General features: G+C 67.8%; 23 protein-coding genes. 16 read left to right on the top strand and 7 right to left on the bottom strand.

The window, feature by feature from the left end:
* Positions 1-3: 3 nt before the first annotated feature.
* Genes nosZ through ACTTAG_RS04060 form a run of 3 tightly spaced genes read right to left on the bottom strand, consistent with a single transcriptional unit; the run spans position 4 to position 4562 of the window.
* On the bottom strand, positions 4-1953 hold the full coding sequence (gene nosZ, locus ACTTAG_RS04050) for a TAT-dependent nitrous-oxide reductase (RefSeq protein ID WP_444464279.1): 1950 nt from the start codon (positions 1951-1953) through the stop codon (positions 4-6).
* A 21-nt stretch (positions 1954-1974) separates the two neighbouring features.
* The gene (locus ACTTAG_RS04055) at positions 1975-4146 is read right to left on the bottom strand and encodes a 4Fe-4S binding protein (protein WP_444464280.1); all 2172 of its coding nucleotides are present in this window, start codon (positions 4144-4146) and stop codon (positions 1975-1977) included.
* A complete protein-coding gene (locus ACTTAG_RS04060; RefSeq protein WP_444464281.1) occupies positions 4143-4562 on the bottom strand; it encodes a DUF2946 family protein in 420 nt (139 codons plus the stop codon). Before ACTTAG_RS04060 ends, ACTTAG_RS04055 begins: the two co-directional genes overlap by 4 nt.
* Positions 4563-4687: 125 nt before the next feature.
* On the opposite strand from ACTTAG_RS04060, the gene ACTTAG_RS04065 reads away from it, so the two are divergent.
* Both ACTTAG_RS04065 and ACTTAG_RS04070 read left to right on the top strand, forming a co-directional pair.
* Positions 4688-5233, top strand: a complete 546-nt coding sequence (locus ACTTAG_RS04065; protein WP_444464282.1) for an RrF2 family transcriptional regulator — start codon at positions 4688-4690, stop codon at positions 5231-5233.
* Between the two features lie 284 nt (positions 5234-5517).
* On the top strand, positions 5518-5934 hold the full coding sequence (locus tag ACTTAG_RS04070; protein WP_444464283.1) for a hypothetical protein: 417 nt from the start codon (positions 5518-5520) through the stop codon (positions 5932-5934).
* A gap of 16 nt (positions 5935-5950) precedes the next feature.
* Here the strand turns inward: ACTTAG_RS04070 and ACTTAG_RS04075 are convergent, their stop codons facing one another.
* Positions 5951-6805 carry a universal stress protein gene (locus ACTTAG_RS04075; RefSeq protein WP_444464284.1) on the bottom strand — a complete coding sequence of 285 codons (855 nt, stop codon included), beginning with the start codon at positions 6803-6805 and terminating at the stop codon, positions 5951-5953.
* A gap of 179 nt (positions 6806-6984) precedes the next feature.
* Between ACTTAG_RS04075 and selD the strand changes: the two genes are divergently transcribed.
* Positions 6985-8049 carry a selenide, water dikinase SelD gene (gene selD, locus ACTTAG_RS04080; protein WP_444464285.1) on the top strand — a complete coding sequence of 355 codons (1065 nt, stop codon included), beginning with the start codon at positions 6985-6987 and terminating at the stop codon, positions 8047-8049.
* A gap of 2 nt (positions 8050-8051) precedes the next feature.
* Here the strand turns inward: selD and ACTTAG_RS04085 are convergent, their stop codons facing one another.
* The gene (locus ACTTAG_RS04085) at positions 8052-8516 is read right to left on the bottom strand and encodes an Lrp/AsnC family transcriptional regulator (RefSeq protein ID WP_444465194.1); all 465 of its coding nucleotides are present in this window, start codon (positions 8514-8516) and stop codon (positions 8052-8054) included.
* A 111-nt stretch (positions 8517-8627) separates the two neighbouring features.
* Between ACTTAG_RS04085 and putA the strand changes: the two genes are divergently transcribed.
* The 7 genes from putA (at position 8628) to ACTTAG_RS04120 (ending at position 16957) form a co-directional block, all read left to right on the top strand.
* Positions 8628-12011 (top strand): bifunctional proline dehydrogenase/L-glutamate gamma-semialdehyde dehydrogenase PutA, encoded by a 3384-nt coding sequence (gene putA, locus ACTTAG_RS04090; RefSeq protein WP_444464286.1) that lies wholly within the window; start codon positions 8628-8630, stop codon positions 12009-12011.
* A 90-nt stretch (positions 12012-12101) separates the two neighbouring features.
* The gene (locus ACTTAG_RS04095) at positions 12102-13250 is read left to right on the top strand and encodes a CaiB/BaiF CoA transferase family protein (RefSeq protein ID WP_444464287.1); all 1149 of its coding nucleotides are present in this window, start codon (positions 12102-12104) and stop codon (positions 13248-13250) included.
* A 57-nt stretch (positions 13251-13307) separates the two neighbouring features.
* Positions 13308-14438: an aminodeoxychorismate synthase component I gene (locus ACTTAG_RS04100; protein ID WP_444464288.1), complete on the top strand. Its 1131-nt coding sequence runs from the start codon at positions 13308-13310 to the stop codon at positions 14436-14438.
* Entirely contained in the window at positions 14378-15028 is a 651-nt protein-coding gene (locus ACTTAG_RS04105) for an aminotransferase class IV (RefSeq protein ID WP_444464289.1), read from the top strand. The genes ACTTAG_RS04100 and ACTTAG_RS04105 overlap by 61 nt, the downstream gene beginning before the upstream one ends.
* 69 nt (positions 15029-15097) lie before the next feature.
* Positions 15098-16144: an aldo/keto reductase gene (locus ACTTAG_RS04110; RefSeq protein WP_444464290.1), complete on the top strand. Its 1047-nt coding sequence runs from the start codon at positions 15098-15100 to the stop codon at positions 16142-16144.
* On the top strand, positions 16122-16466 hold the full coding sequence (locus tag ACTTAG_RS04115) for a hypothetical protein (RefSeq protein ID WP_444464291.1): 345 nt from the start codon (positions 16122-16124) through the stop codon (positions 16464-16466). Before ACTTAG_RS04110 ends, ACTTAG_RS04115 begins: the two co-directional genes overlap by 23 nt.
* Positions 16454-16957: a lipocalin family protein gene (locus ACTTAG_RS04120; protein WP_444464292.1), complete on the top strand. Its 504-nt coding sequence runs from the start codon at positions 16454-16456 to the stop codon at positions 16955-16957. The genes ACTTAG_RS04115 and ACTTAG_RS04120 overlap by 13 nt, the downstream gene beginning before the upstream one ends.
* 2 nt (positions 16958-16959) lie before the next feature.
* On the opposite strand, the gene ACTTAG_RS04125 is transcribed toward ACTTAG_RS04120, so the two are convergent.
* Positions 16960-17673, bottom strand: a complete 714-nt coding sequence (locus ACTTAG_RS04125) for an NUDIX domain-containing protein (protein ID WP_444464293.1) — start codon at positions 17671-17673, stop codon at positions 16960-16962.
* Positions 17674-17842: 169 nt separating this feature from the next.
* Between ACTTAG_RS04125 and ACTTAG_RS04130 the strand changes: the two genes are divergently transcribed.
* The 4 genes from ACTTAG_RS04130 (at position 17843) to ACTTAG_RS04145 (ending at position 20072) form a co-directional block, all read left to right on the top strand.
* Positions 17843-18448, top strand: coding sequence for an EF-hand domain-containing protein (locus ACTTAG_RS04130; RefSeq protein ID WP_444464294.1), 606 nt, complete (start codon positions 17843-17845; stop codon positions 18446-18448).
* 78 nt (positions 18449-18526) lie between these two features.
* Entirely contained in the window at positions 18527-19111 is a 585-nt protein-coding gene (locus ACTTAG_RS04135) for an RNA polymerase sigma factor (RefSeq protein ID WP_444464295.1), read from the top strand.
* 188 nt (positions 19112-19299) lie between these two features.
* Positions 19300-19497, top strand: coding sequence for a hypothetical protein (locus ACTTAG_RS04140; RefSeq protein ID WP_444464296.1), 198 nt, complete (start codon positions 19300-19302; stop codon positions 19495-19497).
* 17 nt (positions 19498-19514) lie between these two features.
* A complete protein-coding gene (locus ACTTAG_RS04145) occupies positions 19515-20072 on the top strand; it encodes a periplasmic heavy metal sensor (protein ID WP_444464297.1) in 558 nt (185 codons plus the stop codon).
* 68 nt (positions 20073-20140) lie between these two features.
* Here the strand turns inward: ACTTAG_RS04145 and ACTTAG_RS04150 are convergent, their stop codons facing one another.
* Positions 20141-21541, bottom strand: a complete 1401-nt coding sequence (locus ACTTAG_RS04150; protein WP_444464298.1) for a diguanylate cyclase — start codon at positions 21539-21541, stop codon at positions 20141-20143.
* Between the two features lie 104 nt (positions 21542-21645).
* Here ACTTAG_RS04150 and ACTTAG_RS04155 point away from each other — a divergent pair, with 104 nt between their 5' ends.
* Both ACTTAG_RS04155 and ACTTAG_RS04160 read left to right on the top strand, forming a co-directional pair.
* On the top strand, positions 21646-21912 hold the full coding sequence (locus ACTTAG_RS04155) for a DUF3572 domain-containing protein (RefSeq protein ID WP_444464299.1): 267 nt from the start codon (positions 21646-21648) through the stop codon (positions 21910-21912).
* Between the two features lie 9 nt (positions 21913-21921).
* The gene (locus tag ACTTAG_RS04160; protein WP_444464300.1) at positions 21922-22617 is read left to right on the top strand and encodes an HAD family hydrolase; all 696 of its coding nucleotides are present in this window, start codon (positions 21922-21924) and stop codon (positions 22615-22617) included.
* The last annotated feature ends 23 nt before the right edge of the window (positions 22618-22640 follow it).

The raw sequence follows: 22640 nt of genomic DNA on the forward strand, positions 1-22640 counted from the left end.
CGCTTACGCCTTCGGACGCACGAACATGCGGCCGCGCATTTCCATGTGCAGCGCGTGGCAGAACCACTGGCAGTAATACCAGTAGACCCCGGCCTTGGCGGCGACGAAGGTGACGGACGAGGTCGCCTGCGGTCCGATTTCCATCGCCACGCCATGCCCGCCCAGGGTGAAGCCATGCGTCAGGTCGTCGATGTCGTCGAGGTTGGTGACCACCAGCGTCACCTCGTCGCCCTCGTTCACCTCGAAGCTTTCCATCGCATAGTTCGGCGCCATCGCCGACATGTAGACGCGCACCTTGCCGGGGTCGGCCTTGTCGCGGATGACGAAGGTCTGTTCGTCGTCCAGATCGACCCCGTCGGCCTCGGCCTGTTTGCGCGTTTCGGCCCACATCGGGTCGTTGCGCTCCCAGATCGACTTGATGTTGGTCATCTTCGAGGCATGCACGGCAATCGCATCATGCGGTTCGGCAAAGTTCGGGCCGTCGTGGATGACCTTCATCTTGTCGCCCGAAATGTCGATCAGCTGGTCGTTTTCGGGCTTCAGGGGGCCGACGTTCAGGAACCGGTCCTTCGAGAATTTGCACAGGCAGACCAGCCACTTGCCATCGGCCTCCAATGTCTCGCCCATCGAGGTCTTGAGATGGCCCGGCTGATATTGCACGTCGCATTTGTCAAGGATCGGATCGACCTTTTCCCCGGCGTAAAGCCGCTTGGCCAGATCGATGTTCCATTTCACCACCTGGCTGTCGAGGAACAGCGAGGTATAGACATTGCCCTTGCCGTCAAAGGCATTGTGCAGCGGCCCAAGCCCCAGTTCCGGTTCGGCCACCACGACCGAGCGCGGGTCGATGTCGCTTTCGAACAGCGCATCCAGCTTCGTGACGTCGATCACCGTGACCGTGGGGCTCAGCTTGCCGCCGACGCACAGGTGCACCTTGTCGGGGGCCATGTTGCAGCCATGCGGGTTGTTCGGCACCGGGATGTAGCGGGTGTAGTTCTTGTTCTGGCCCTTGCGCCCGTCCAGAACCTTGACCCCGTTCAGCTCCTGATAATCGCCCGCGGCGATGCCCTTTTCGATTTCGGCGATGTTGAACACCACCACATGGTCCATGTCGGCCGCCGTCATGTCGGCGGTGTTCATGCCCATTTCGCTGTTGTAGCTGGTGGAAAACGCCCATTTGCCTTCGTAATCGGCGTCGCAATTGTCCAGGTTGCCCGAAACGATCACCTGCCAGGCCACATCCCATTTGTCGGCATCGACGGCGGTGAAGATGTTCACATAGCTCGACACGTCGTCCATCGTCGCGCCGTCGTTCACCAGCGGCGTCTCGTCCTCGCCGTTGCAGAAGACGTAATTCGAGCGCGGCCATTTCTGCGGCCGCAGCCCGTGGATGGCATGGGCGTTCGGAATCTCCAGGATCGCATCGCATTTCATCACGTCGCAGCGCACCCGGGCGACGCGGGTATTGGCCTTGTCGTTCATGAACAGGAAGCGGCCGTCATACTTGCCCTCGGTGAAGGACATGTGGACATGGTGCAAATCGCCGTTGTCGTGGATCTTCTTGCCATTCGCGGCCAGAAGCGTCTTTGTCTCCTCGGTCATCGAGCGCTGGTGGATGCGGATCGATTCATTCGTCTGCCCCCAGCCCGTGGCCGAGCAGCGGTTGAACACCGGCACCCGCATCAATTCGCGCATCGAGGGGATGCCCAGGATCCGCATCTCGCCGCACTGCCCCGAGGACCAGAAGCCGTAATATTCGTCGAGAAGCCCGGGGGCGACCTCGTAGCTGCCGCCGGTTTCGGCCCGGGCGTCCTCGCTGCCCGCAAGCGTCGCGCCCGCAAAGCCGCCGGTCAGCGCCAGACGGCCGCCCAGCGTGCCGGCAAGGGCGGCGCCCCCGGCGGTTGCGCCCAAGAGCATGCGCCGGCTGATCCCTTGCCTGGATTCCTCGGTCATGGTCGAACTCCTTCTTTCCGTTCAGTGAGGGGTATGAGGGTGGTTGCGCAGATCGCGCGGGGCCGAAGCGGGAGCCACGGCGGCGCGGCGTTTGTCCTGCCGGATCACGACGGGGCAGCGCGCGTGGCTTTGGTAAAGCACCTGGCAATGCAGGCAGGTGACGCATTCGTTCGGGTTGATCTCGCCGGTCGGGTGGATCGCCTGCACCGGGCAGTCATGGGCGCAGACCTGACAGGGGTTGCCGCAATCGTGGTAGCGCTTGAGCCAGTCGAACATCCGCAGCCGGGCCGGAATGGCGAGCGCCGCGCCGAGTGGGCAGAGATAGCGGCAATAGAACCGCTCCACAAAAAGCCCGGCCATCAGAAGCGCCGCGGCATAGGCGACAAAGGGCCAGACGCGCACGAATTTCAGGATGATCGCGGTCTTGAAGGGCTCGATTTCCGCCAGATGTTCCGCGTGTTCGATCGAGCCCAGCGAGACCCCGAAAAGCCCCAGGAAGATCATGTATTTGATCGGCCAGAGGCGTTCATTGAGGCCCCAGGGCAGGGTCCATTGCGGGACGCGAAGCGCCCGGGCGATGCGGTTGGTGATTTCCTGCAGCGCGCCAAAGGGGCAAAGCCAGCCGCAATAGGCGCCCCGGCCCCAGAAAAGCAGCGCGGCCGCGACGGCGAACCACAGGATGAAGGTCAGCGGATCCAGCAGGAAGGCCTGCCAGCTGAAGGATGTGGTCAGCGCACCGAAAAGCGCCATCAGATTGACCACCGACAGCTGCGCATTGGCGTAAAAGCCAAGGAAGACCAGCGTCACCGTCAGGAAGCTCATGCGGAACCAGAAGAACGCGCGGGCATTGCGCGTCACCGCGCTTTGGAAAAAGAAGACCAGCGTCAGCACGGTCAGCATCGCCCCGGTGACGGCGATCTCAAGGCGCTTGCCCGCCCAGATCGAACGCCACAGATCGGCCTGTGCGGCGGTTTCCTCGACCGGCGCGGCGGCGGGGGCGGGGGCAACCACGGGCTTGAGGTAGCCCGAGGGCAGCTGATAACCCAGATCGAAGGTGGTGAAGACCTTTTCCGTCGCGCCGACCGGGCGGTGCACCAGCAGTTGCAGCCGGAACGGTTTCGCAGGGTCGAAGCCCAGATCGGCGGGGATCTTGAACAGGTCGCTTTCGGCGAAGCCGGGGGCGCCCTTGGCGCCGATCGAGACCAGACGGCGATGCTCGCGGTCATGGAACCGCACCGTCACATCGTCTTGCACCAGCACGATGCGGTCGAAGATGCCGCCGCGCACATAGCCCGAGCCCTTGAAGGAATAAAGCCCGTTCGCCGCGATCGCCACCGCCGATTCGCCGGGCTTGAGCCAGGCTTGCAGGTTGGCCGCCTCGGCCTCGCCCAGCACCGCCCGGCCGATCGCGGGCACCGAGACCAGCGCCATGTGCAGATCGACGAAGGCGGTTTGCGGCGGCTCGGCCAGCGGTCTTTGTGCCGCCCGCGGATCGGAAAGCGCCGCAAAAGCCTCGTTGACCTGGCCGACATCCAGTGACAGCCGCCGCACCGTGCCATCGCCCAGCATCGAAAGCCAGCCCTCGGGGGCGGTTGCGGCGAGGTTGATTTCGGCTTTCGGGCCCTGCGCGACCTCGGCCGAGAGCCCGCCCAGACCCAGCGCCCGCGCCACCTTGATGCCGGAGCGCAGGATCGAATCGTCGATCACCATCACCGTGACGGTGGCGCCCGAAATGATCTGCAGATCATGCGCCGCATCCTTGTCGGCGGCGGCCTTCGGCAGGTCGACCCCGATATAAGAAGCCACGAGCGCCTGCACCTTGGCCTCGGGGATGCCAACCAGAACAATGGGTTCGGAATGTTTGAGCAGCCTGGCGCCGATCACCTTGCCCGCCGGGTCAAGCGCCACGATCACATGGATCGGCTTGCCCGAATAGCCCGTCGTGCCGACGAAATCCGTGGTGACGAAGGCCCAGCCAAGCGGCTTGTTCCCCGCCATCAGCGGGGCCACGGCCAGATCGTCGCGCAAAGGCCCGAAGCCGTCGGCGCCCGGCACCAGATCCGCCGCCGCGACCTGCGGCAGCAGCTTTTCCAGCACCGTTCCCTGCGCCAGGGCAGGGCCCGCAAGACCCAGCGCCAGGGCGACGACCAGTCCGCGCGACAACGAGAAGAGAGAGGAGAGAGAAAGCATCATGCGGTCATCCGGTCTTGGGCCGCGCCCGGGGGGCCGCGGGCAACGGGGGCGGGATCGGGCAGGGCGGGCAGGGTTGCGCGCGCGGTGATCCAGAGCGGGTCGGAAAGCCGTTCGGTGGCGGCAAAGGCGAAGACCGGGGCGGGCAGGGCCGCCCGTCCCGCCGCCGCCAGACAGACGGGGCAGCTCTCGCAATCGGTGGCGTCGGAGGTCGGCACCGCATGTCCCGCGCCGTCCAGCAGCACCACCTCGGTGCCGCCGGTGCTGGAACAGATCACCATCTCGGTCAGCCCGGTCCGCGCCGCGCAGCTTGCCGCGCTCCAGGCGCCGACCAGCACCAGCGCCAGAAACAGGCTCAGGTGCAGGGCCATCCGGGCCACGGGCGACAGGCGCCGAAGAAGGGGCGGGTTGCGGGTCATGATCCCTTCCTAGGCGGGCGTTCCGGATCGGACCTTGATTTAAGTCATGTGAAATATCCTTTTTTGAGGGACTTCGAACCGCCGCGGTTCTGCGTTAAGCAGGGATGACATATTCGGGGATCGCAATGCGTCTGACCACTTTCACCGACTACGCCTTGCGATTGTTGATCTATGCGGCGGGCAAACCCGGGACGCGGGTGACCATCGACGAGGTCTCGGACTGGTTCGGCATCTCGCGGGCGCATGTGAAAAAGGTGGTGCTGCAGCTGGCGCGGGCGGGATTTCTGGCCTCGAGCAAGGGGCGCCATGGCGGTTTCACCCTGGCGCGGCCACCCGAACAGATCAATCTGGCCAAGGTGATAAGTGCCACCGAACCCGATTTCGGCCTGTTCGAATGCTATCTGAGCGGCAATGAATGCCGGATTTCGCGGCCCTGTCGGCTGCCCAATGTCGCCAACGAGGCGCTGGCGGCCTTTTTTGACGTGCTGGGCAAATACACGCTGGCCGATGCGATGGTGCGGCCGAGCTATTTCCTGACCGCGGTCGCGGGGCCGCAACCCCTGCGCGGGCCAAGGCCCGGCCCGGCGCGGGATTGCGCCGGACCGGAGGCGGGGCCGGATGGGGCGGGGCCAGACGGGACGGGGACGGACGGGGCCAGCGCCCCGGGCTGAGCGCCGCCACCACCCGACCGCAGCGCTGCGCTGCGGCGGGAGAATCCCTTTGACATCGCGTCCATTCCATCTGACGATTTCCACATCCGGAAGGCGACTGAAGATCCTGCGACTCTCCCTTTCGGGGCGGCGCCCGGGTCGGCACGTCCTCCGTCCTGTCGCTCCGGGCAGGCAAGAGAGATCCGCGATCACCACGGCCAGACGGGGGAGGGGCCAGCGATGACAGCGCATCAGACCGCGACACAGGCCGGAGGGGCGTCGCCGCCGCGCCGCAGGGGCTCGCGATGAGGGGGGTCTTTCCAGAGCTTCTGGCCGATGTCGAGGCCGGGCTTGAGGGGCGCGCGCCGCTGCCGGGGCTGGACCGGCTGCTTGCCATGGCCGAGGAAGTGCTGGTCACCTGGTTGATTTTACAGGGGGAAGCGGTCGAAAGCGACGTGGTCGAGGGGCATTGGCTTTTGGGTCTGCACCGTCAGGGCGTCCGGGCAAACCCCGGCCTTGGGGCCTGCCGCGACACCTGCCGCGAGATCCTGTTCCGGCGCAATATCGCCCGGCTTTACCCCGAAGAGGCCGCCCAGGCGCATCGGCTGATGGCGCTGAGGGTGAAACATCTGGCGCAGTTCATCGGCGGCAAGCTTGACCCGTCGGGGCTGGGCGATTTCTGCCATGCGCCTCTGCGGCTGGACAGGCTGGACATGGTCTGAGCCGGGGCTGCCCGGCTCAGCGGATCAGCACCACCGGCACCTTGCAGGCGCGCATCGTCGCGGTGGTGGTCGAGCCGATGATCAGGCTGCGAATGCGCGAATGGCCATAGGCGCCCATCACCAGCAGGTCGAATTTCTCTTCCTCGGCCAGCTTGCGCAGCGCCGCCTCGGGCTGACCGGCCAGCACCACGGTTTCCGCCGCAATCCCCGCCGCGGCCAGCATCGCCTGCGCGGCATCGAGCCCCTTTTTCACCTCGGGCGTGGCCTGCCCCACCGCGGCGATCTGCACCGAGAGCCCCGGAAAAAGCGTGCTGCGCGACAGGTGATCGACCGCCTTCATCGCCGAAACGCCGCCGTCATAGGCGACCAGAACCCGCTCGATCGGCTTGAAGGCGCGCGAGGCGACAAAGACCGGCCGCGCACAGGAGCGCACGATCCGTTCCAGATTGGCGCCCAGATGATCCATCGCCTGATCGGCATCCTCGCCGCGCTTGCCAAGCAGGATCACCCGCGCCTCGGCCTCGAAAGCCTGCACCGTGGCCAGAAGATCGCCCTGCCGCAGCTCGGCCGAGATTTCGGCGACGCCCGCCTTTTCCAGCAGCACCCGCGCATCCTCGATCAGCGCGCGGCCATGCGCCGCCATCAGCCGCGCCCGCTGCGCATCGAGCGCCGCCAGTTCCTCCATCACGCCGCTGCGCGCGCCCAAAGGCGCCGGATCGGCCGGATCGACCAGCGCCGGGGCCCCGCCGGGGCGCAGCACATGGACCAGCTGCACCGGCGCGCCGGTGCGTTTCGAAATCCAGGCCGCATGGTCGCACACGCTTGTGGCGTAGATCGAGCCATCGACGAATGCGACGATCTTCCCGGTCATCTGTCCTCCTGAGGGCGGCGGGCGCGACTCTCGCGCGGGTGGGCCGCGCCGCCGGATACACGGCTTTCGGGCCAAATCCAAGCTGCGACGGGGTCCTGCGACAGGTTTTGCGCAATCATGCTTGGCCCGGCGCGGGGCTGCGCCTATAAAGCGCGCTGTTCTGGCGCAAGGAGCCCGCGATGACCGATACCGCCCCGAAGACCGAGCCGCGTCTGACTTCGCTCTCGCATGGCGGCGGCTGCGGCTGCAAGATCGCGCCCGGGGTGCTGGAACGTATCCTTTCCGACACCATCGTGCCGCTGGTGCCCAAGGAATTGATGGTCGGCATCGCCACCGCCGACGATGCCGCGGTCTGGCGGTTGAATGACAGCCAAGCCCTTGTGGCGACGACCGATTTCTTCATGCCCATTGTCGATGATGCGCGCGATTTCGGCCGCATCGCCGCGACGAATGCGCTCTCCGATGTCTACGCCATGGGCGGGCGGCCGATCCTTGCGCTGGCCATCGTGGGGATGCCGATCAAGGTTTTGTCGGAAGCCACCATCGGCGCGATCCTGAAGGGCGGGGCCGAGGTCTGCGCCGCGGCGGGGATTCCCGTGGCGGGCGGGCATACGATCGATTCCGTCGAGCCGATCTATGGGCTGGTGGCGCTGGGGCTGGTGCATCCCGACCGGGTCAAGACCAATGCCGGGGCGCGGCCGGGCGATGTGCTGGTGCTGGGCAAGCGGCTGGGCGTCGGCATCCTCTCGGGCGCGCTGAAAAAGGGCCAGCTGCCGCCCTCGGCCGAGGCCGAGCTGATCGCCTCGGTCACGCAGCTGAACACGCCCGGCGCCGATCTCGGCGAGATGGCGGCGGTGCATGCGATGACCGATGTGACGGGCTTCGGCCTTGGCGGCCATGGTCTTGAAATGGCGCGCGGATCGGGCTGCGACATCGAGATTTCCTGGGCCGCGGTGCCGCGCCTGCCCGGGGTGATGGAGGCCGCGGCCGAGGGCCATGTGACCGGCGCTTCGGGGCGCAACTGGGCCAGCTACGGCGCGGGGATCGACCTGCCCGCGGATCTGGGCGATCTCGACCGCGGGTTGCTCACCGACCCGCAGACCTCGGGCGGGTTGCTCGTCGCCTGCGCGCCGGACGCGGTCGAGGCGGTGCTTTCGACATTCCGCCGTCACGGCTTCGATCATGCCGCCCCGGTGGGCCGGGTGCTGGACGAAAGCGCCACGCCGCGGCTGCGCATCGTCTGAGATCACAGGCTGGGGGCGTTCTGTTCGACCACCGCCTCCATCGCGACATAGCTGGAGGTTGCCGCCACATGGGGGAGCGCCGACAGCTTCTCCCCCATGATCTTGCGATATTCCGCAATGTCATGGCTGCGCACCTTCAGCAGGTAATCGAAGCCCCCGGCGATCATGTAGCATTCCTCGACCTCGGGGATTTCGCGCACGGCGGCGTTGAACTGTTCCAGCGCCTTTTGGCGCGTGTCGTTCAGCTTCACCTCGACATAGGTGACATGGATCAGCCCCAGCCGGATCGGCGAGAGCATCGCCCGGTAACCGGTGATCAGGCCCATCTCCTCCATCGCGCGGATGCGCGCCGCGACCGGGGTTTTCGACAGCCCGACCTTGCGGGCAAGCTCGGTGACCGGAATCCGGGCATTCGCGCAAAGCTCATGCAGGATGCGCCGGTCGGTGGCGTCGATCAGGTCGGTCATGTTCTTGGCCATGTTTTTGGTCGGATCGCCTGTCATAATGGCCTTGAATGGTCACATCGTCCAGAGCCGAGGTGATAGGATCGGGGAAACGCCCAAGGAGTGCCCCCGATCATGACCGACCTTTCCGCCCTTGGCCCAGAGTCCAAATTCGCCCCCGAGGCCAAGGTTCTGGAGGCGCTCGTCGCGCAGGCGGCGTTCTCGCAGCCGCAACTCGACCGGATCGCGGCGCGCGGCGCCGATCTGGTCGCGCGGATCCGGGCCGAGGCGAAGCCGAGCCTGATGGAGCATTTCCTGGCGCAATACGGGCTGTCGACGCGCGAGGGCGTGGCGCTGATGTGTCTGGCCGAGGCGATGCTGCGCGTGCCCGACACGGCCACGATCGACGCGCTGATCGAGGACAAGATCGCCCCTTCCGACTGGGGCAAGCATCTGGGCACGGCGGCCTCCTCGCTGGTCAATGCCTCGACCTGGGCCTTGATGCTGACGGGCAAGGTGCTGGATGATGGCGCGGGCGGCCTTGCCGGAACCCTGCGGGGCGCGGTGCGGCGGCTGGGCGAACCCGTCATCCGCGCTGCCGTGGGGCAGGCGATGCGCGAGATGGGCCGACAGTTCGTTCTGGGCGAAACCATTGAAAAGGCTTTGGAACGGGCGCAAAAGCGCGAGGCCGAGGGCTATACCTTCAGCTATGACATGCTGGGCGAGGCGGCGCTGACGGCGGCCGATGCCGAACGCTACCGGCTGGCCTATGCGCAGGCGATCGCGGCAATCGGCACGGCGGCGACCCGGGGCTCGATCGCGGCCAATCCGGGGATTTCGATCAAGCTTTCCGCGCTGCATCCGCGCTACGAGGTGGCACAGGAGGCCCGGGTGATGGCGGAACTGGTGCCGGTCGTGCGCGATCTGGCGCGGGCGGCCGCCGCGGCGGGGATCGCGCTGCACATCGACGCCGAGGAACAGGACCGGCTGGCGCTGTCCTTGCGCGTGATGGCGGCGGTGATCGCCGATCCCGAGACCGCGGGCTGGCAAGGCTTTGGCGCCGTCGTGCAGGCCTATGGCAAACGCGCCGGGGCGGCGATTGACGCGCTGGCCGCGATGGCGCGGGCGGCCGGGCGGCGGATCAACATCCGGCTGGTGAAGGGCGCCTATTGGGACGCCGAGATGAAGCGCGCCCAGGTCGAGGGCCATCCGGGCTTTCCGCTTTTCACCTCGAAAACCGGGACCGATGTCGCCTATATCTGCCTTGCGGCGAAGCTTTTCGGGCTGAACGATTGCATCTATCCGCAATTTGCGACGCATAATGCGCATACCGTGGCGGCAGTGCTGGAGATGGCCGTGGGGCGTCCCTATGAATTCCAGCGCCTGCACGGGATGGGCGCGCGCCTGCATGATATCGTGCTGCGCGAAACCGGCGGACGCTGCCGGATCTACGCCCCGGTGGGGGCGCATCGCGACCTGCTCGCCTATCTGGTGCGGCGGCTGCTGGAGAACGGTGCGAATTCGTCTTTCGTCAATCAGATCGTCAATGAAAGCGTGCCGCCTGCCGAGGTCGCGGCCTGTCCCTTTGCGGCGCTGACCACGGCCCGGGCACCGCGCGGGCTTCTGGCGCCCGCGGCTTTGTTCGGGGCGGGACGGGTCAATTCGCGGGGCTTCGATCTGAGCGATCCCGCGGTTCTGGCGCGGATCGAGACGGCCCGGGATGTGACCCTGCCTGACGCCGCGCCGATCGTGGCGGGGCCGGTCTCGGGCCCGTCGCGCCCGGTGCGGAACCCGGCGACCGGGGCGGTGGTTGCGCAGGTGACCGAGGCCGATGCGGCCACTGTGGCGGTAGCGCTGGACGCGGCGCAGGTCTGGGCTGCGCCTGCCGCGGAGCGCGCGGCGGTGCTGATGCGCGCCGCCGATCTGTACGAGGAAAACTTCGGCCCGATCTTTGCGGCGCTTGCGCAGGAAGCGGGCAAGACGCTCGGCGATGCCGTATCGGAGCTGCGCGAGGCCGTTGATTTTCTGCGCTATTATGCGGCCGAAGGCGCAACGGACACGCGGGCCCCGCGCGGCCCCGTGGTGGCGATCAGCCCGTGGAACTTCCCGCTCGCGATCTTCACCGGGCAGATTGCGGCGGCTCTGATGGCGGGGAATGCGGTGCTGGCCAAGCCCGCCGAACAGACGCCGATCATCGCGGCGCTGGCGGTGCGGCTGCTGCATCAGGCCGGGGTTCCCACCGCGGCGCTGCAGCTTTTGCCCGGCGACGGCCCCACCGTCGGCGCCGCGCTGACCCGCGATCCGCGCATCAAATGCGTCGTTTTTACCGGCTCGACCGAGACCGCGCAGATCATCGCCCGCACGATGGCCGACCATCTGGCGCCCGGAACGCCGCTGATCGCGGAAACCGGCGGGCTGAATGCGATGGTCGTTGACAGCACCGCGCTGCCCGAACAGGCGGTGCGCGATGTGGTGGCCTCGGCCTTCCGCTCGGCCGGGCAACGCTGCTCGGCGCTGCGCTGTCTTTACGTGCAGGACGACATCGCCCCCCATCTGATCGAAATGCTGAAAGGCGCGATGGAGGAGCTGGTTCTGGGCGATCCGCGGCTGCTTTCGACCGATGTCGGGCCGGTGATCGACGCCGAGGCAAAGACCGGGATCGAGACCTATCTGGCGCAACATGCGGGCCGCATCCTGCATCGCACCGCCGCGCCTGAGGCGGGGCATTTCGTGGCCCCCGCGCTGCTGAAGGTCAGCGGCATTGCCGATCTTTCGCACGAAATCTTTGGCCCGGTGTTGCATCTTGCAACTTTCGCCGCCGAGGATCTGCCCGCGGTGATCGCGGCGATCAATGCGCGCGGCTATGGGCTGACCTTCGGGCTGCATTCGCGCATCGACGCCCGCGTGGAAACCGTGGCCGAGACGATCCGGGCGGGCAATATCTATGTGAACCGCAACCAGATCGGCGCGGTGGTGGGCAGTCAACCCTTTGGCGGCGAGGGGCTTTCGGGCACTGGGCCGAAGGCGGGCGGGCCGCTTTACCTCTCCCGGTTCTTCGCGCCGGACCCGGGGGTGGCGGCTGGGGACTGGACCCGGGCCGCGACGCCCGTCCTGCCCGAAGCGGTCGAAACGCTGCTGGGCGAGCTCTTCCTGCCCGGTCCGACGGGCGAGCTGAACCGGCTGACGCGGCATGTGCGGGGCCCGATCCTCTGCCTTGGGCCGGGGCGTGACGCCGCTGCGGCGCAGGCGGCGGCGGTCTCGGCTTTGGGCGGGCAGGCGGTTCAGGCGACCGGGGCTGTGCCTCCCAAAGCCTTGGAAACGCTGACACCTTTGGCGGGCGTGCTGTGGTGGGGCAAGGCCGAAACCGGCCGCGCCTATGCCCGCGCGCTGGCGGCCCGGACCGGGCCGCTGGTGCCGCTGATCACGGCAAGGCCCGATCTGGCCCATGTCGCGCACGAACGTCATCTGTGCGTCGATACCACCGCGGCAGGCGGCAATGCCGCGCTGCTGGCGGGGTAATCCATGCGCAAAAGACATATCCGCGGGTGAAAACGGCGGTCGATTTGGCCGCCGCCCCGGGCTAGGAAGATCGCAGCAGGGGAGGGTCCGATGTCCGATGCGCCGCTTACGGGGCTCAAGGTGGTGGAACTGGCGCGGATACTCGCCGGTCCGTGGATCGGTCAGGTTCTGGCCGATCTGGGCGCCGAAGTTGTAAAAGTGGAATCGCCCGAGGGCGATGACACCCGCCGCTGGGGCCCGCCCTTCATCGAACGGCAGCGGGAGGATGGCACTTTTGAAACCGTGGCGGCCTATTTTCAGGCCGCAAATCGAGGAAAAACCTCGGTCATATGTGACTTTTCGAACATCGACGATCTGGCGCGGCTGAAACGGTTGATCGCCGAGGCCGATGTGGTGATCGAGAATTTCAAACTGGGCGGGTTGAAAAAGTTCGGTTTGGACTATGAGAGCCTGGCCGCGGAAAACCCCGGTCTGGTCTATGTCTCGGTCACCGGCTTTGGGCAGACCGGGCCGCGGGCGGCGCAGCCGGGCTATGATTTTCTGGTGCAGGGCATGTGCGGGATCATGGACCTGACCGGGCCGAAGGGCGGCGAGCCGCAAAAGGTCGGCGTCGCCTGGATCGACATTTTCACCGGGCTTTATGGCGTCATCGGGGTGCAGGCGGCCTTGGCCGAGCGGGCGCGCTCGGGGCGCGGGCAGCAGGTGGACATGAGCCTGCTCGATTGCGGGGTGGGGGTGCTCGCCAATCAGGCGATGAACCATCTGCTGGGCGGGATGGTGCCGCATCGGCTGGGCAATGCGCATCCGAATATCGTTCCTTATCAGGTGTTTCCGGCGGCTGACGGGCATTTCATCATCGCTTGCGGCAATGACCGGCAGTTTCAGGCGCTCTGCGCGATGCTGGGTCTGAGCGCCGAGGCCGCGAACCCGGATTATGCGACGAATGCCGGGCGTGTCGCGCATCGGGACGCGCTGTGCGCGCGGATTGCCGAGGTGACCTCGGCGCGGCCGAAAGCCGATCTGATCGCGGCGATGGAGGCGGCGGGCGTGCCCGGCGGCCCGATCAATGACGTCTCCGAGGCGCTCGCCGAACCGCAGATCGCCGCGCGGGGGATGAAGATTGCCCCCGAGGGCGTGGCGGGGCTGCGCACGCCGATCGTCTTTTCACGCTCGGATCTGGCGCTGGACAAGGCCAGCCCGGCGCTGGGTGACGGTGCGTGGCGTTTTTCTGTCGGTTGAGGCATTGCCGCGCGGCAAAACCCCGCTTTATTGGGGCGAAGTGAGCGCGAGGGTAACGTGGCCAGCCTGAGTTTCGAATTCGACCGCGGTCCGGAGGGCCGGGCCGCGCGGTTTGCGCGGCCTTCCACGGTGATCCGGGCCGAGACCCCGGCCGAAATCGGCCCGGCCTTTGCCGCCATCGCCCGGGCGCGGGCGTCGGGGAAATGGCTGGCGGGGATGCTGAGCTACGAGCTGGGATATGCCTTTTCGGCGAAGCTCGTGCCCATTCTGCCCGAAAACCGCGCGGTGCCGCTGATGCTCTTCGGCGTCTATGACGCGCCCGAAGCACCGCTGCCGGAAGTGCCGCCCGCGGCTCTGGCGCCGCAGTTTGCCCCCGCCATCACGCAGGCTGATTACCTGAGCGCCTTTGCCCGGGTGCAGGACTATATCGCCGCAGGCGACGTCTATCAGATCAACCTGACCTTTCCGCTGCAGGCCCGCTGCGTCGCCGATCCGCGGGCGCTTTACGCCCGGCTGAAGGCGGTGCAGCCGGTGGGCCATGGCGTGCTGGTCGAGGCGGAGGAGTTTGCGGTGCTCTCGCGCTCGCCCGAGTTGTTTTTCGCCATCGACGCTGCGGGCCGGGCCACGGTGCGGCCGATGAAGGGGACGGTGGCGCGCGGCGCGACGCCCGCGGCGGATGCGCAGGCGGTGGACTGGCTGCGAGGCTCGGAAAAGAATCGCGCCGAAAACCTGATGATCGTCGATCTTCTGCGCAACGATCTGAGCCGGATTTCCGAGATCGGATCGGTCAAGGTGCCCGCGCTTTACGACATCGAGACCTATGCGACGGTGCATCAGATGACCTCGACCGTCACGGCGCAGATCCGGCAAGGCGTTGATTTCCATGAGATCTGTCAGGCACTTTTCCCCTGTGGCTCGATCACCGGGGCGCCAAAGATCCGCGCGATGCAGATCATTCGCGAGCTCGAACCCGGTCAACGCGGCGTTTATTGTGGTTCCATCGGCTGGCTTGCGCCGACGGGCGGTATGGAGTTCAACGTGGCCATCCGCAGCCTGACCTTGCGTCAGGGCGTGGCGGTGCTGAATGTCGGCGGCGGGGTGGTGCATGACAGCGAGGGGGCGGCGGAATGGGCGGAAGCACTGAGCAAGGCGGCCTTCGTGACGGCGCCCCCGCCGATGTGCGGCTGATCGAGACCATGCTTTGGGCCCCCCGCGAGGGGGTGGCGCTGATCCTGCATCACATGGCGCGGCTTGAGGCCGGGTGTCGCAAGCTGGGGATCGACTGCGACCTGTGGCGGGTCGAGCAAATGATCGAAACCGTCAGCGCCTCGGACCCGTTGCGGCTGCGGCTGACGGTGGGGCTGGATGGGGTGCCCGAGCTGACGACGGCGCCGCTGCCAAAGGCGAAATCGTTGTGGCGGGCGGGGCTGGCTGCGGGGCGGGTGGCCTCGGATGATCCGTGGCGGCAGGTGAAATCGACCGAGCGGCATTTGTATGACCGGGTCCGGGCAGAGCTGCCCGCGGCCTGGGACGAGGCGATTTTTCTGAATGAACGCAACGAGGTGGTCGAAGGCACGATCACCAATGTCTTCCTGTGGCGCGACAATCTTCTGTGGACGCCGCCGCTGGGGTGCGGCGCTTTGCCGGGCGTGTTGCGCGCGAAGCTGATTGCCACCGGCCGCGCGCGGGAAGCGGTTCTGCGCTGGTCCGATCTGACCGAGGGGCGGTTCTTTCTGGGCAATGCTTTGCGCGGGCTGGTTCCGGCGGAAGTGATCTGAGCGCGGGTCGAGAGGGATTCCAAATCGCCCCCCGCTGTGGCAGGGTCAGCGCTAACCGAAGGGGGCATCATGCGGAAAGTGGAACTGGGGCGCACCGGCGTCATGGTCAGTGAATTGTGTCTGGGCTCGATGACCTGGGGCACGCAGAACACCGAAGCCGAGGGTCATGCGCAGATTGATCTGGCGCTCGACCGCGGCGTGAATTTCATCGACACCGCAGAGGTTTACCCGGTCAACCCGATTTCCGCCGAAACCGTCGGCCGGACCGAGGAGATCATCGGGACCTGGTTTGCGAAGACCGGGCGGCGCAAGGATGTCGTGCTGGCGACGAAGGTTGCTGGCAACGCGATGAAGGCGGTGCGCGACGGCGGCCCGATCACCCCGGCGACGATCCGCACCGCGGTCGAGGGCTCGCTTCGGCGGCTGCAGACCGATCACATCGAGCTTTATCAGTTCCACTGGCCGAACCGGGGCGATTATCATTTCCGGCAGAACTGGAAGTTCAACGCGACGAAACAGCCGGGCAAGGCCGAGATCGAGGAGGATTTCTGCGCCTGTCTGGAGACGCTCGCCGTGCTGCGCGGCGAGGGCAAGATCGGGCACTTTGGCCTGTCGAATGACAGCGCCTGGGGCGTGATGACGGCGCTGCGGCTGGCCGAGGCGGGGCATGGGCCACGCGTTGCCAGCCTGCAGAACGAATATTCGCTGATGTGCCGGCTGTTCGACACCGATCTGGCCGAGGTGGCCGTGCACGAAGGCATCACGTTGCTGGCCTATTCGGCGCTGGCGACGGGGATGCTGAGCGGGAAATATTCGGGCGGCGCCGTGCCTGCGGGCTCGCGCCGGTCGATCAACCGCGAGTTGGGCGGGCGGTCCAATCCGCGCGCCTTTGAAATTGCCGATCTTTATGTGGGCCTTGCGCGCGAGGCGGGGCTGGATCCGGTGACGATGGCGATTGCCTGGGTGCTGCAGCGGCCCTTCCCGGTGGTGCCGATCATCGGCGCGACCTCGGTGGGGCAGCTGGAAAAGTCGCTCGATGCGGCGGGGATGGTGCTGGACAAGACCCTGCTTGGCGCGATCGAAAGGGTGCATCATGGCCATCCGATGCCGTTCTAGGGCGCTGGCGCTGGTGCTGGTGGCGGTTCTGGCCGCCTGCAAGCCCGGTGGCGGCGCGGCCGATTTGCAGGGCGGCGGGCCCGAGGCCGTGGCCGCCGCCCGGACCCTGTGCGAGGGCAAGGGCGGGCAATGGGCGCGCATGGGCAAGATGGAATATTGCATCACCCGCACCGGCGACGCGGGCCAGTCCTGCCGCGCGGGATCGGATTGCGCGGGGGAATGCCTGGCGCGGTCGCGGACCTGCGCCCCGGCAACGCCGCTTCTGGGCTGCAACGCGGTGCTGAATGATGCCGGGATCGAGGTGAACCAATGCGTCGAGTGATTTTGGCCGGGCTTCTGGCCCTGGCCGCCTGCGGGGGCAAGGCGCCCGCGCCCACGGCGCCGCTGCGCGATCCGAAGGGGATGATCACCTCGGCGGCGCTGTTCGATCCGGCGCGGTTCGGCGGCGACTGGCAGGTGGCGATGAGTGCGACGCCGCGCTGTGGCGGCGCGCAGCAAAGCTGGCGCTGGGACGGGCGTGGCGCCTATGCGCTGTCGGGGGTCGATTGCACGGGGGCGGTGCCCGCGGTGCTGCAAGGCCGGGCGGTGCTGACCGGCCCGGGCGGGCGGATGGCGCCCGACAAGGGCTATGGCCGCGAGCCGGTCTGGGTGCTGTGGGTCGATCAGGATTACCGCGTGGCGGCTTTGGGCACGCCTTCGGGCGCTTGGGCGGTCGTGTTGGTGCGTCCGGGCAAGGGGCGCGGCGATCTGCTGGCCGCCGCGCGCGAAGTGCTTGATTTCAATGGCTATGATCTGAGCCGCATCGGCGGCTGAGATCAGCCGAGCCGGGCAAAGGTCGCCCGCGGCCCGCGGTTGTCGAAAAACGGGATCGAGGCGGGCTCGGCCGTGTCGAAGGCAAGCCTTGCCTGCACCTCGGTCAGCACGACCTCTGTGATGAAGGGCAGCGCCAGCGCCCGCGCCTCGGTCAGGGGCACCCAATGCAGGTGGCTGAGTTCGTCGCAGGCGCGCGAGAAATCGTCAGGGTCCGAGGCGATTTCCGCCACATCGACCAGAAAGAACCGCGCATCGAAGCGGCGCGGGCGGCCGGGCGGGGTGATGGCGCGAAAGACGAAGCGCAGCCCCGCGGCCGAGGGGCGATGGCCGGTGGCGGCAAAGCCCTGCCAGTCTTCGGGCACCGGGTCGTTCCAGGCGCCCGGGGTGCCAAGGATCAGCCCGGTTTCCTCCCACAATTCCCGGATCGCGGCGACGGCGAGCGCCGGGCCGATCCCCGTGGGCGCATCCAGCGCCAGCCGTGCGGCATCGGACGCGGGCAGCGGCTGCGCAAGGGGCACGGCGGCATCGGCGGCATCCAGCGCGCCGCCCGGAAAGACATATTTCGACGGCATGAAAGCCGCCCCCGCGCCGCGCATCCCCATCAGCACGGCGGGGCCCGCGGGCAGGTCGCGGCGCAGCACGAGCACGGTGGCGGCGTCGCGCAGGGCTGTCTTGTCGGGGGCAGGTTTGGCGGGTTGGGCGTCGGGGGGGATCATCGGGCCTCGCAGGCGGTTTTGCCCAGTCTAGCCGCAGCCGCCGCGCCGGGGGAAGGGGTTTGCCGCCGCCGCGCCGGTTTCACGGCTTCGCGAGCCGCGACGGAAACCGCAGCGCGCGGCGTTTGGTGATCATCGGCGGCAGGGAACGGGGCCGCAACAAGGAGTGACGATGATGACGACGATCCTGAAAAAGACGATGATGGCGGTTCTGGCGACGAGCGTGGCGCTGGGCTCGGCGCTGCCGGTGGTGGCGCAGGAGGCTCCCGCCGAGCCGCCGGCGGGCATGGCGCCGATGATGGGGCCGGGCGCGATGGGCCCGGTTTGGCCGCAGTTCGATTTCAAGGCCTTCGACAAGGACGGCGACGGCAAGGTGACGATGGCCGAGGTGCAGGCCGGTCGGGCCGATCGGATCAAGGGGATCGACGCGAATGGCGACGGTCTTCTGAGCGCCGAAGAGCTGATCGCGGCGGACATGGCGCAGGAAAAGACCCGCGTCGAGGGGCGGGTTGCGGCGCGGATCGCGGCGCAGGATGCGGATGGCGACGGCAAGCTTTCGGCGGCCGAGATGATGGTTCCGCCCGGTGCGGCGCGGCTCTTCAACCGGGTCGATGCCGACAATGACGGCGCGGTGACCGAGGAAGAGCTGACCAAGGCGCGCGCCGCGATGCAGGCGAAGATGGCGCGGATGCAGGATCGCCGCGGCGGGCATGGCCCGAAGGATCACGGGCCGCGCGGTCAGGACGGTTGGGGCTGGGTCGCGCCGGGCCAGAACTGAGACGGCGAGGACGGCGGCCCCCCGAAGGCGGGGGCCGCGGTTGCCGCAGGGGCGGTTTGGCGCTAAGTCCTGGGACCGATGGAAATGGCATTCGACGAGACCCGCAGCCTGTCCGACGAAACCCTGCTGGTGCTTTACGGCAACGGCGACGGGGCGGCGGCGCGTGCGCTGGTGGAGCGGCTCGGGCCGCTCGCCTATCGGCTGGCGGTGCGGATGCTGGGCGACCGGACCGAGGCCGAGGATCTGGCGCAGGAAGCGCTGTTGCGGCTTTGGAAGATCGCCCCGGACTGGCGCACGGGCGAGGCCAAGGTCTCGACCTGGCTTTACCGGGTGGTGACCAATCTGGCGACGGACCGGCTGCGCCGCCGCCGCGGGGTCGGGCTGGACGAGGCGCCCGAACTGCCCGATGGCGCCGCCTCGGCGCTGGAAGGGATGATCGAGACCGACCGGGCGCAGGCGCTGGAGCTGGCGCTGGCGCAGCTGCCCGCGCGGCAGCGGCAAGCGGTGGTGCTGCGCCATCTCGAGGGGCTGACCAACCCCGAGATCGCGGCGGCGATGGAAATTGGCGTCGAGGCGGTGGAAAGCCTGACGGCGCGGGGAAAACGGACGCTGGCGCAGCTACTGGCGCCGCGGCGGGCGGAACTGGGGTATGGCCATGACTGACAGACATCACGACGAGGCTGCGGATCTGGAACGGTTCTTCCGCGCCGCCGCGCGCGCGGCGGTGCCCGAACCTTCGGCGGAATTTCTGACCCGGCTGACCGCGGCTGCCGCGGCCGCGCAGGCCCGGGCCGTCGCGGCGCCGCCACGGCCGCGCAGGCGGGGGGCTGGTCTCGGCGCTGGCGGCGGCTTTGGGCGGCTGGGCGGCGCTGGGCGGCTTTGCGGGCGGCATGGCGACGGCGACGGTGGCGGGGCTCTGGATCGGTCTGGCCGGGGCGCCGACGCTGGTGCAGGCGGTGGGGCTTGGCAGCACCTTTGGCACGGTCACGGCCGAGGCGGACAGCTATCTGCCCGATGCCGATGTGCTGGCGCTGGCGGTGACGGAATGACCGGGGGAGAGACGGCGATGACCAACGAGACGACGACACCGCCGCAAGATCCCGCGCCGCGGGCCGGGCTGCGGGGCTGGATGAAATGGGCGTTCATCGGCTCGGTGACGCTGAATTTTCTGGTGCTGGGGACGGTCGCGGGGGGGGTGATCGCGCATCGGCTGCAGCCGCCGCCGCCGCCCGCGCTGGAAAGGGGCGCGGATGCGCTGACCTTCGGGCCGCTTGGCGGCGCTTTCAACCGCGAGGACCGGCTGGCGATGCGGCAGGCGGCCGAGGGGCGGGGCGCGAATTTCCCGGCGATGCAGGCGCAGATGCGGTCGGATTTCACCCGGCTCGAAGCGGCGCTGACCGCCGAGCCCTTCGATGCGGCGGGGGTGCGGGCGGTGCTGGCCGACATGCGCGCCCGCACGCTCAAGCGCATGGACATCGGCGAGACGCTGATCCTGGAGCGGCTGGAAAAGATGACGCCGAAGCAGCGCCAGCGCTTTGTCGAGCGGCTGCGCAACGGGATCGAGCGCTTCGCGCATCGGCTGGAAGAACGCCGGTCCGAGCGCGACAAGCCGCCAAAAGACTGACCCCGATCAGGATGGACCCCGCCCCCGGCCGAAACGCCGGGGGTTTTGGTTTGCGCAGCTGGTGGCGTTCAGGCGGCGGGCAGCTTGAAGATCTTGACCTGATTGCGCCCCTCGGCCTTGGAGCCCATCAGCGCATGGTCGGCCTGGTTGATCACCTGATCCACCGTGCCGGTGGCCGCATGGCCGCCGCCGAGCGCCAGCCCGATCGAGACGGTGATGCGCAATTCATGCCCCTCGGCCAGTTCGAAGGGGGTTTCTTCCATCACCCGGCACAGCCGTTCCGCGGTGGCGCGCGCGGCATCAAGCGAGGTTTCGGGCATGGCGATCAGGAATTCCTCGCCGCCGACACGGGCGACCAGATCGACCTGGCGCAGGTTCGTCGTCAGCCGCCGCGCCACCTCGACCAGAACGCGGTCACCGGCGGCATGGCCATAGGTGTCGTTCACCGATTTGAAGCGGTCGATATCCAGCACCATCACCGCGAAATGCCGCCCGCTGTGGCGCGAGCGTTCGGCCAGCCGTGCCACATGCGGCATCGCATAGCGGCGGTTGTAAAGCCCGGTCAGCGGATCGACGAGGGCAAGGCGCAGCCCGTCGGCGACACGTTCGCGCTGCCGGTCATGGCGGCGCTTGCGGGTGATATGGGCGCGCAGACGCAGCGCCGCTTCCTCGGCAAAGGCGGGATCGGAGAGCTTCGCCGGCGTCAGATCCGAGGCGCCCAGATCCAGCGACACCGCCGAGGTTTCCCGCGCCCCTTCGCGCACCGCGATGCAGATCACCGCATGGCGCGACCCGGCCCGCGAGCGCAGTTCCGACATCAGCCGCAGCCCTTCGCCCGGCCGCGCCAGATCGGCCGAGATCACATAGGCATCGGGCGGCGGCATCTCGGCGGCGGCGGTCAGCGCCTCGTTGTAGTCAAGCACCCGCAGCGTGTCCTGCGGCAGGAAGCGCGACATCGCATTTTTCCAGCCGACGCAGGTTTCGCGGTCGGGGGCGACAAGGCAGATCACCGCCGGTTGCTCGGCCATCGGCATCGGCGGTTCGGTGAAGCCCAGCTCGTGGCAGGTGTTTTCGCGCAGCCGCAATTCCTCGTCGGTTTCGCGCATCCGCATCAGCGAGCGCAGCCGGGCCAGCAGCGTCAGTTCTTCGAAAGGTTTGACGATGAAATCATCGGCGCCCGCCCGCAGCGCCTCCAGCCGGGTCTCGGGCGAGGGGAAGGCGGTGACCATGATCACCGGCAGATTCCGGGTCAGCGGGCTTGATTTCAACCGGCGGCAGACTTCGATGCCGCTGATATCGGGCAATTGCACATCCAGCAGGACAAGATCGGGCAGCTCCAGCGTCACCAGACGCAGAGCTTCCTGTCCCGTGCCAGCCTGAACCGTTTCGTATCGGGCGCCCGAAAGCTTGACCTTCAATACGATCCGATTCGTGGCCACATCGTCCACGATCAGGATTTTCCCTGCCATGAACCGTCCCGCTCCTTTAACCTGCCGCCCGCGGAGCCTATCATGGCTACCCAAAGCTTAACAAACTCTTTCAATTTCGGGAGTGAAACAGATTGGAGCGGGATTTGGCACAAATTCTCGCGATCCGGGCGCTGGGCTGGATGGCGGGCGAGGAGGCGGTCTGGCTGGCCTTTCTGGGGGCAAGCGGGGCGGATGCGGCGCAGGTCCGGGCCGAGGCGGCGCAGCCGGCGATGCAGCGCGCGGTTCTGGCGCATCTGCTGCGCGAGGATGACTGGGTGCGGTCCTGCGCGGCGGCGCTGGGGCTGCGCCCCGAAGAGCTGGCGATGGCCGCGGCGGTGCTGGATGGCCAGGCCGGTCGGAACTGGACGTGAGGTCTTCAAGTGACTGATATTGAAGCGATCCTTTTTGACAAGGACGGCACGCTTTTCGACTTTGACGCGACCTGGGGGGCCTGGGCGCGGGGGGTGACTTTCGATCTGGCCGGGGGCGATGCGGCGCTGGCCGGGCGGCTGGCGGAGGCGATCGGCTATGACCTGGCGGCGGGGCGGTTCAGGCAGCATTCGCCGGTGATCGCGGGCACGGTGGCAGAGGTGGCGGCGCTGATCGCGCCGCACCTGCCCGGGCAGTCGATTGCGGCGCTGGTGCGCGATCTGGATGCGGCGGCATGTCGCGCCCCGCAGGTGGCGGCCGTCAATCTGGCGCGCTGTCTGGGCGGGCTTCGGGCGACCGGATTGCGGCTGGGCGTGGCGACGAATGACAGCGAATCCTCGGCGCGGGCACAACTGGAGCGCGAGGGCGTTTGCGGCTTTTTCGACTTCATCGCGGGCTATGACAGTGGTTTTGGGGGAAAACCCGAACCGGGCCAGCTTCTGGCCTTTGCCGCGCATCTGGGCGTCGCACCCGCGCAGGTTGCGATGGTGGGCGACAGCCTGCACGATCTGGCGGCGGCGCGGGCAGCGGGGATGCGGGCGGTGGCGGTGCTGACCGGCCCGGCCCCGCGCGCGACGCTGGCCCCGGCGGCGGATGTGGTCTTGCCGACGATCGACGATCTGGCGGGCTGGCTCGCGCTGTCATGACGGGCGCTCGCCAAGCGGGGCGG

The sequence above is a fragment of the Rhodobacter capsulatus genome, from assembly GCF_052363185.1.
GTDB lineage: Bacteria > Pseudomonadota > Alphaproteobacteria > Rhodobacterales > Rhodobacteraceae > Rhodobacter > Rhodobacter capsulatus_E.

What these genes read in the sequence shown, in the direction of transcription:
- nosZ (WP_444464279.1), bottom strand. Translation starts at nt 1,953, where the DNA reads ATGACCGAGGAATCCAGGCAAGGGATCAGCCGGCGCATGCTCTTGGGC.
- ACTTAG_RS04055 (WP_444464280.1), bottom strand. Translation starts at nt 4,146, where the DNA reads ATGATGCTTTCTCTCTCCTCTCTCTTCTCGTTGTCGCGCGGACTGGTC.
- ACTTAG_RS04060 (WP_444464281.1), bottom strand. Translation starts at nt 4,562, where the DNA reads ATGACCCGCAACCCGCCCCTTCTTCGGCGCCTGTCGCCCGTGGCCCGG.
- ACTTAG_RS04065 (WP_444464282.1), top strand. Translation starts at nt 4,688, where the DNA reads ATGCGTCTGACCACTTTCACCGACTACGCCTTGCGATTGTTGATCTAT.
- ACTTAG_RS04070 (WP_444464283.1), top strand. Translation starts at nt 5,518, where the DNA reads ATGAGGGGGGTCTTTCCAGAGCTTCTGGCCGATGTCGAGGCCGGGCTT.
- ACTTAG_RS04075 (WP_444464284.1), bottom strand. Translation starts at nt 6,805, where the DNA reads ATGACCGGGAAGATCGTCGCATTCGTCGATGGCTCGATCTACGCCACA.
- selD (WP_444464285.1), top strand. Translation starts at nt 6,985, where the DNA reads ATGACCGATACCGCCCCGAAGACCGAGCCGCGTCTGACTTCGCTCTCG.
- ACTTAG_RS04085 (WP_444465194.1), bottom strand. Translation starts at nt 8,516, where the DNA reads ATGACCGACCTGATCGACGCCACCGACCGGCGCATCCTGCATGAGCTT.
- putA (WP_444464286.1), top strand. Translation starts at nt 8,628, where the DNA reads ATGACCGACCTTTCCGCCCTTGGCCCAGAGTCCAAATTCGCCCCCGAG.
- ACTTAG_RS04095 (WP_444464287.1), top strand. Translation starts at nt 12,102, where the DNA reads ATGTCCGATGCGCCGCTTACGGGGCTCAAGGTGGTGGAACTGGCGCGG.
- ACTTAG_RS04105 (WP_444464289.1), top strand. Translation starts at nt 14,378, where the DNA reads ATGGGCGGAAGCACTGAGCAAGGCGGCCTTCGTGACGGCGCCCCCGCC.
- ACTTAG_RS04110 (WP_444464290.1), top strand. Translation starts at nt 15,098, where the DNA reads ATGCGGAAAGTGGAACTGGGGCGCACCGGCGTCATGGTCAGTGAATTG.
- ACTTAG_RS04115 (WP_444464291.1), top strand. Translation starts at nt 16,122, where the DNA reads ATGGCCATCCGATGCCGTTCTAGGGCGCTGGCGCTGGTGCTGGTGGCG.
- ACTTAG_RS04120 (WP_444464292.1), top strand. Translation starts at nt 16,454, where the DNA reads ATGCGTCGAGTGATTTTGGCCGGGCTTCTGGCCCTGGCCGCCTGCGGG.
- ACTTAG_RS04125 (WP_444464293.1), bottom strand. Translation starts at nt 17,673, where the DNA reads ATGATCCCCCCCGACGCCCAACCCGCCAAACCTGCCCCCGACAAGACA.
- ACTTAG_RS04130 (WP_444464294.1), top strand. Translation starts at nt 17,843, where the DNA reads ATGATGACGACGATCCTGAAAAAGACGATGATGGCGGTTCTGGCGACG.
- ACTTAG_RS04135 (WP_444464295.1), top strand. Translation starts at nt 18,527, where the DNA reads ATGGAAATGGCATTCGACGAGACCCGCAGCCTGTCCGACGAAACCCTG.
- ACTTAG_RS04145 (WP_444464297.1), top strand. Translation starts at nt 19,515, where the DNA reads ATGACCAACGAGACGACGACACCGCCGCAAGATCCCGCGCCGCGGGCC.
- ACTTAG_RS04150 (WP_444464298.1), bottom strand. Translation starts at nt 21,541, where the DNA reads ATGGCAGGGAAAATCCTGATCGTGGACGATGTGGCCACGAATCGGATC.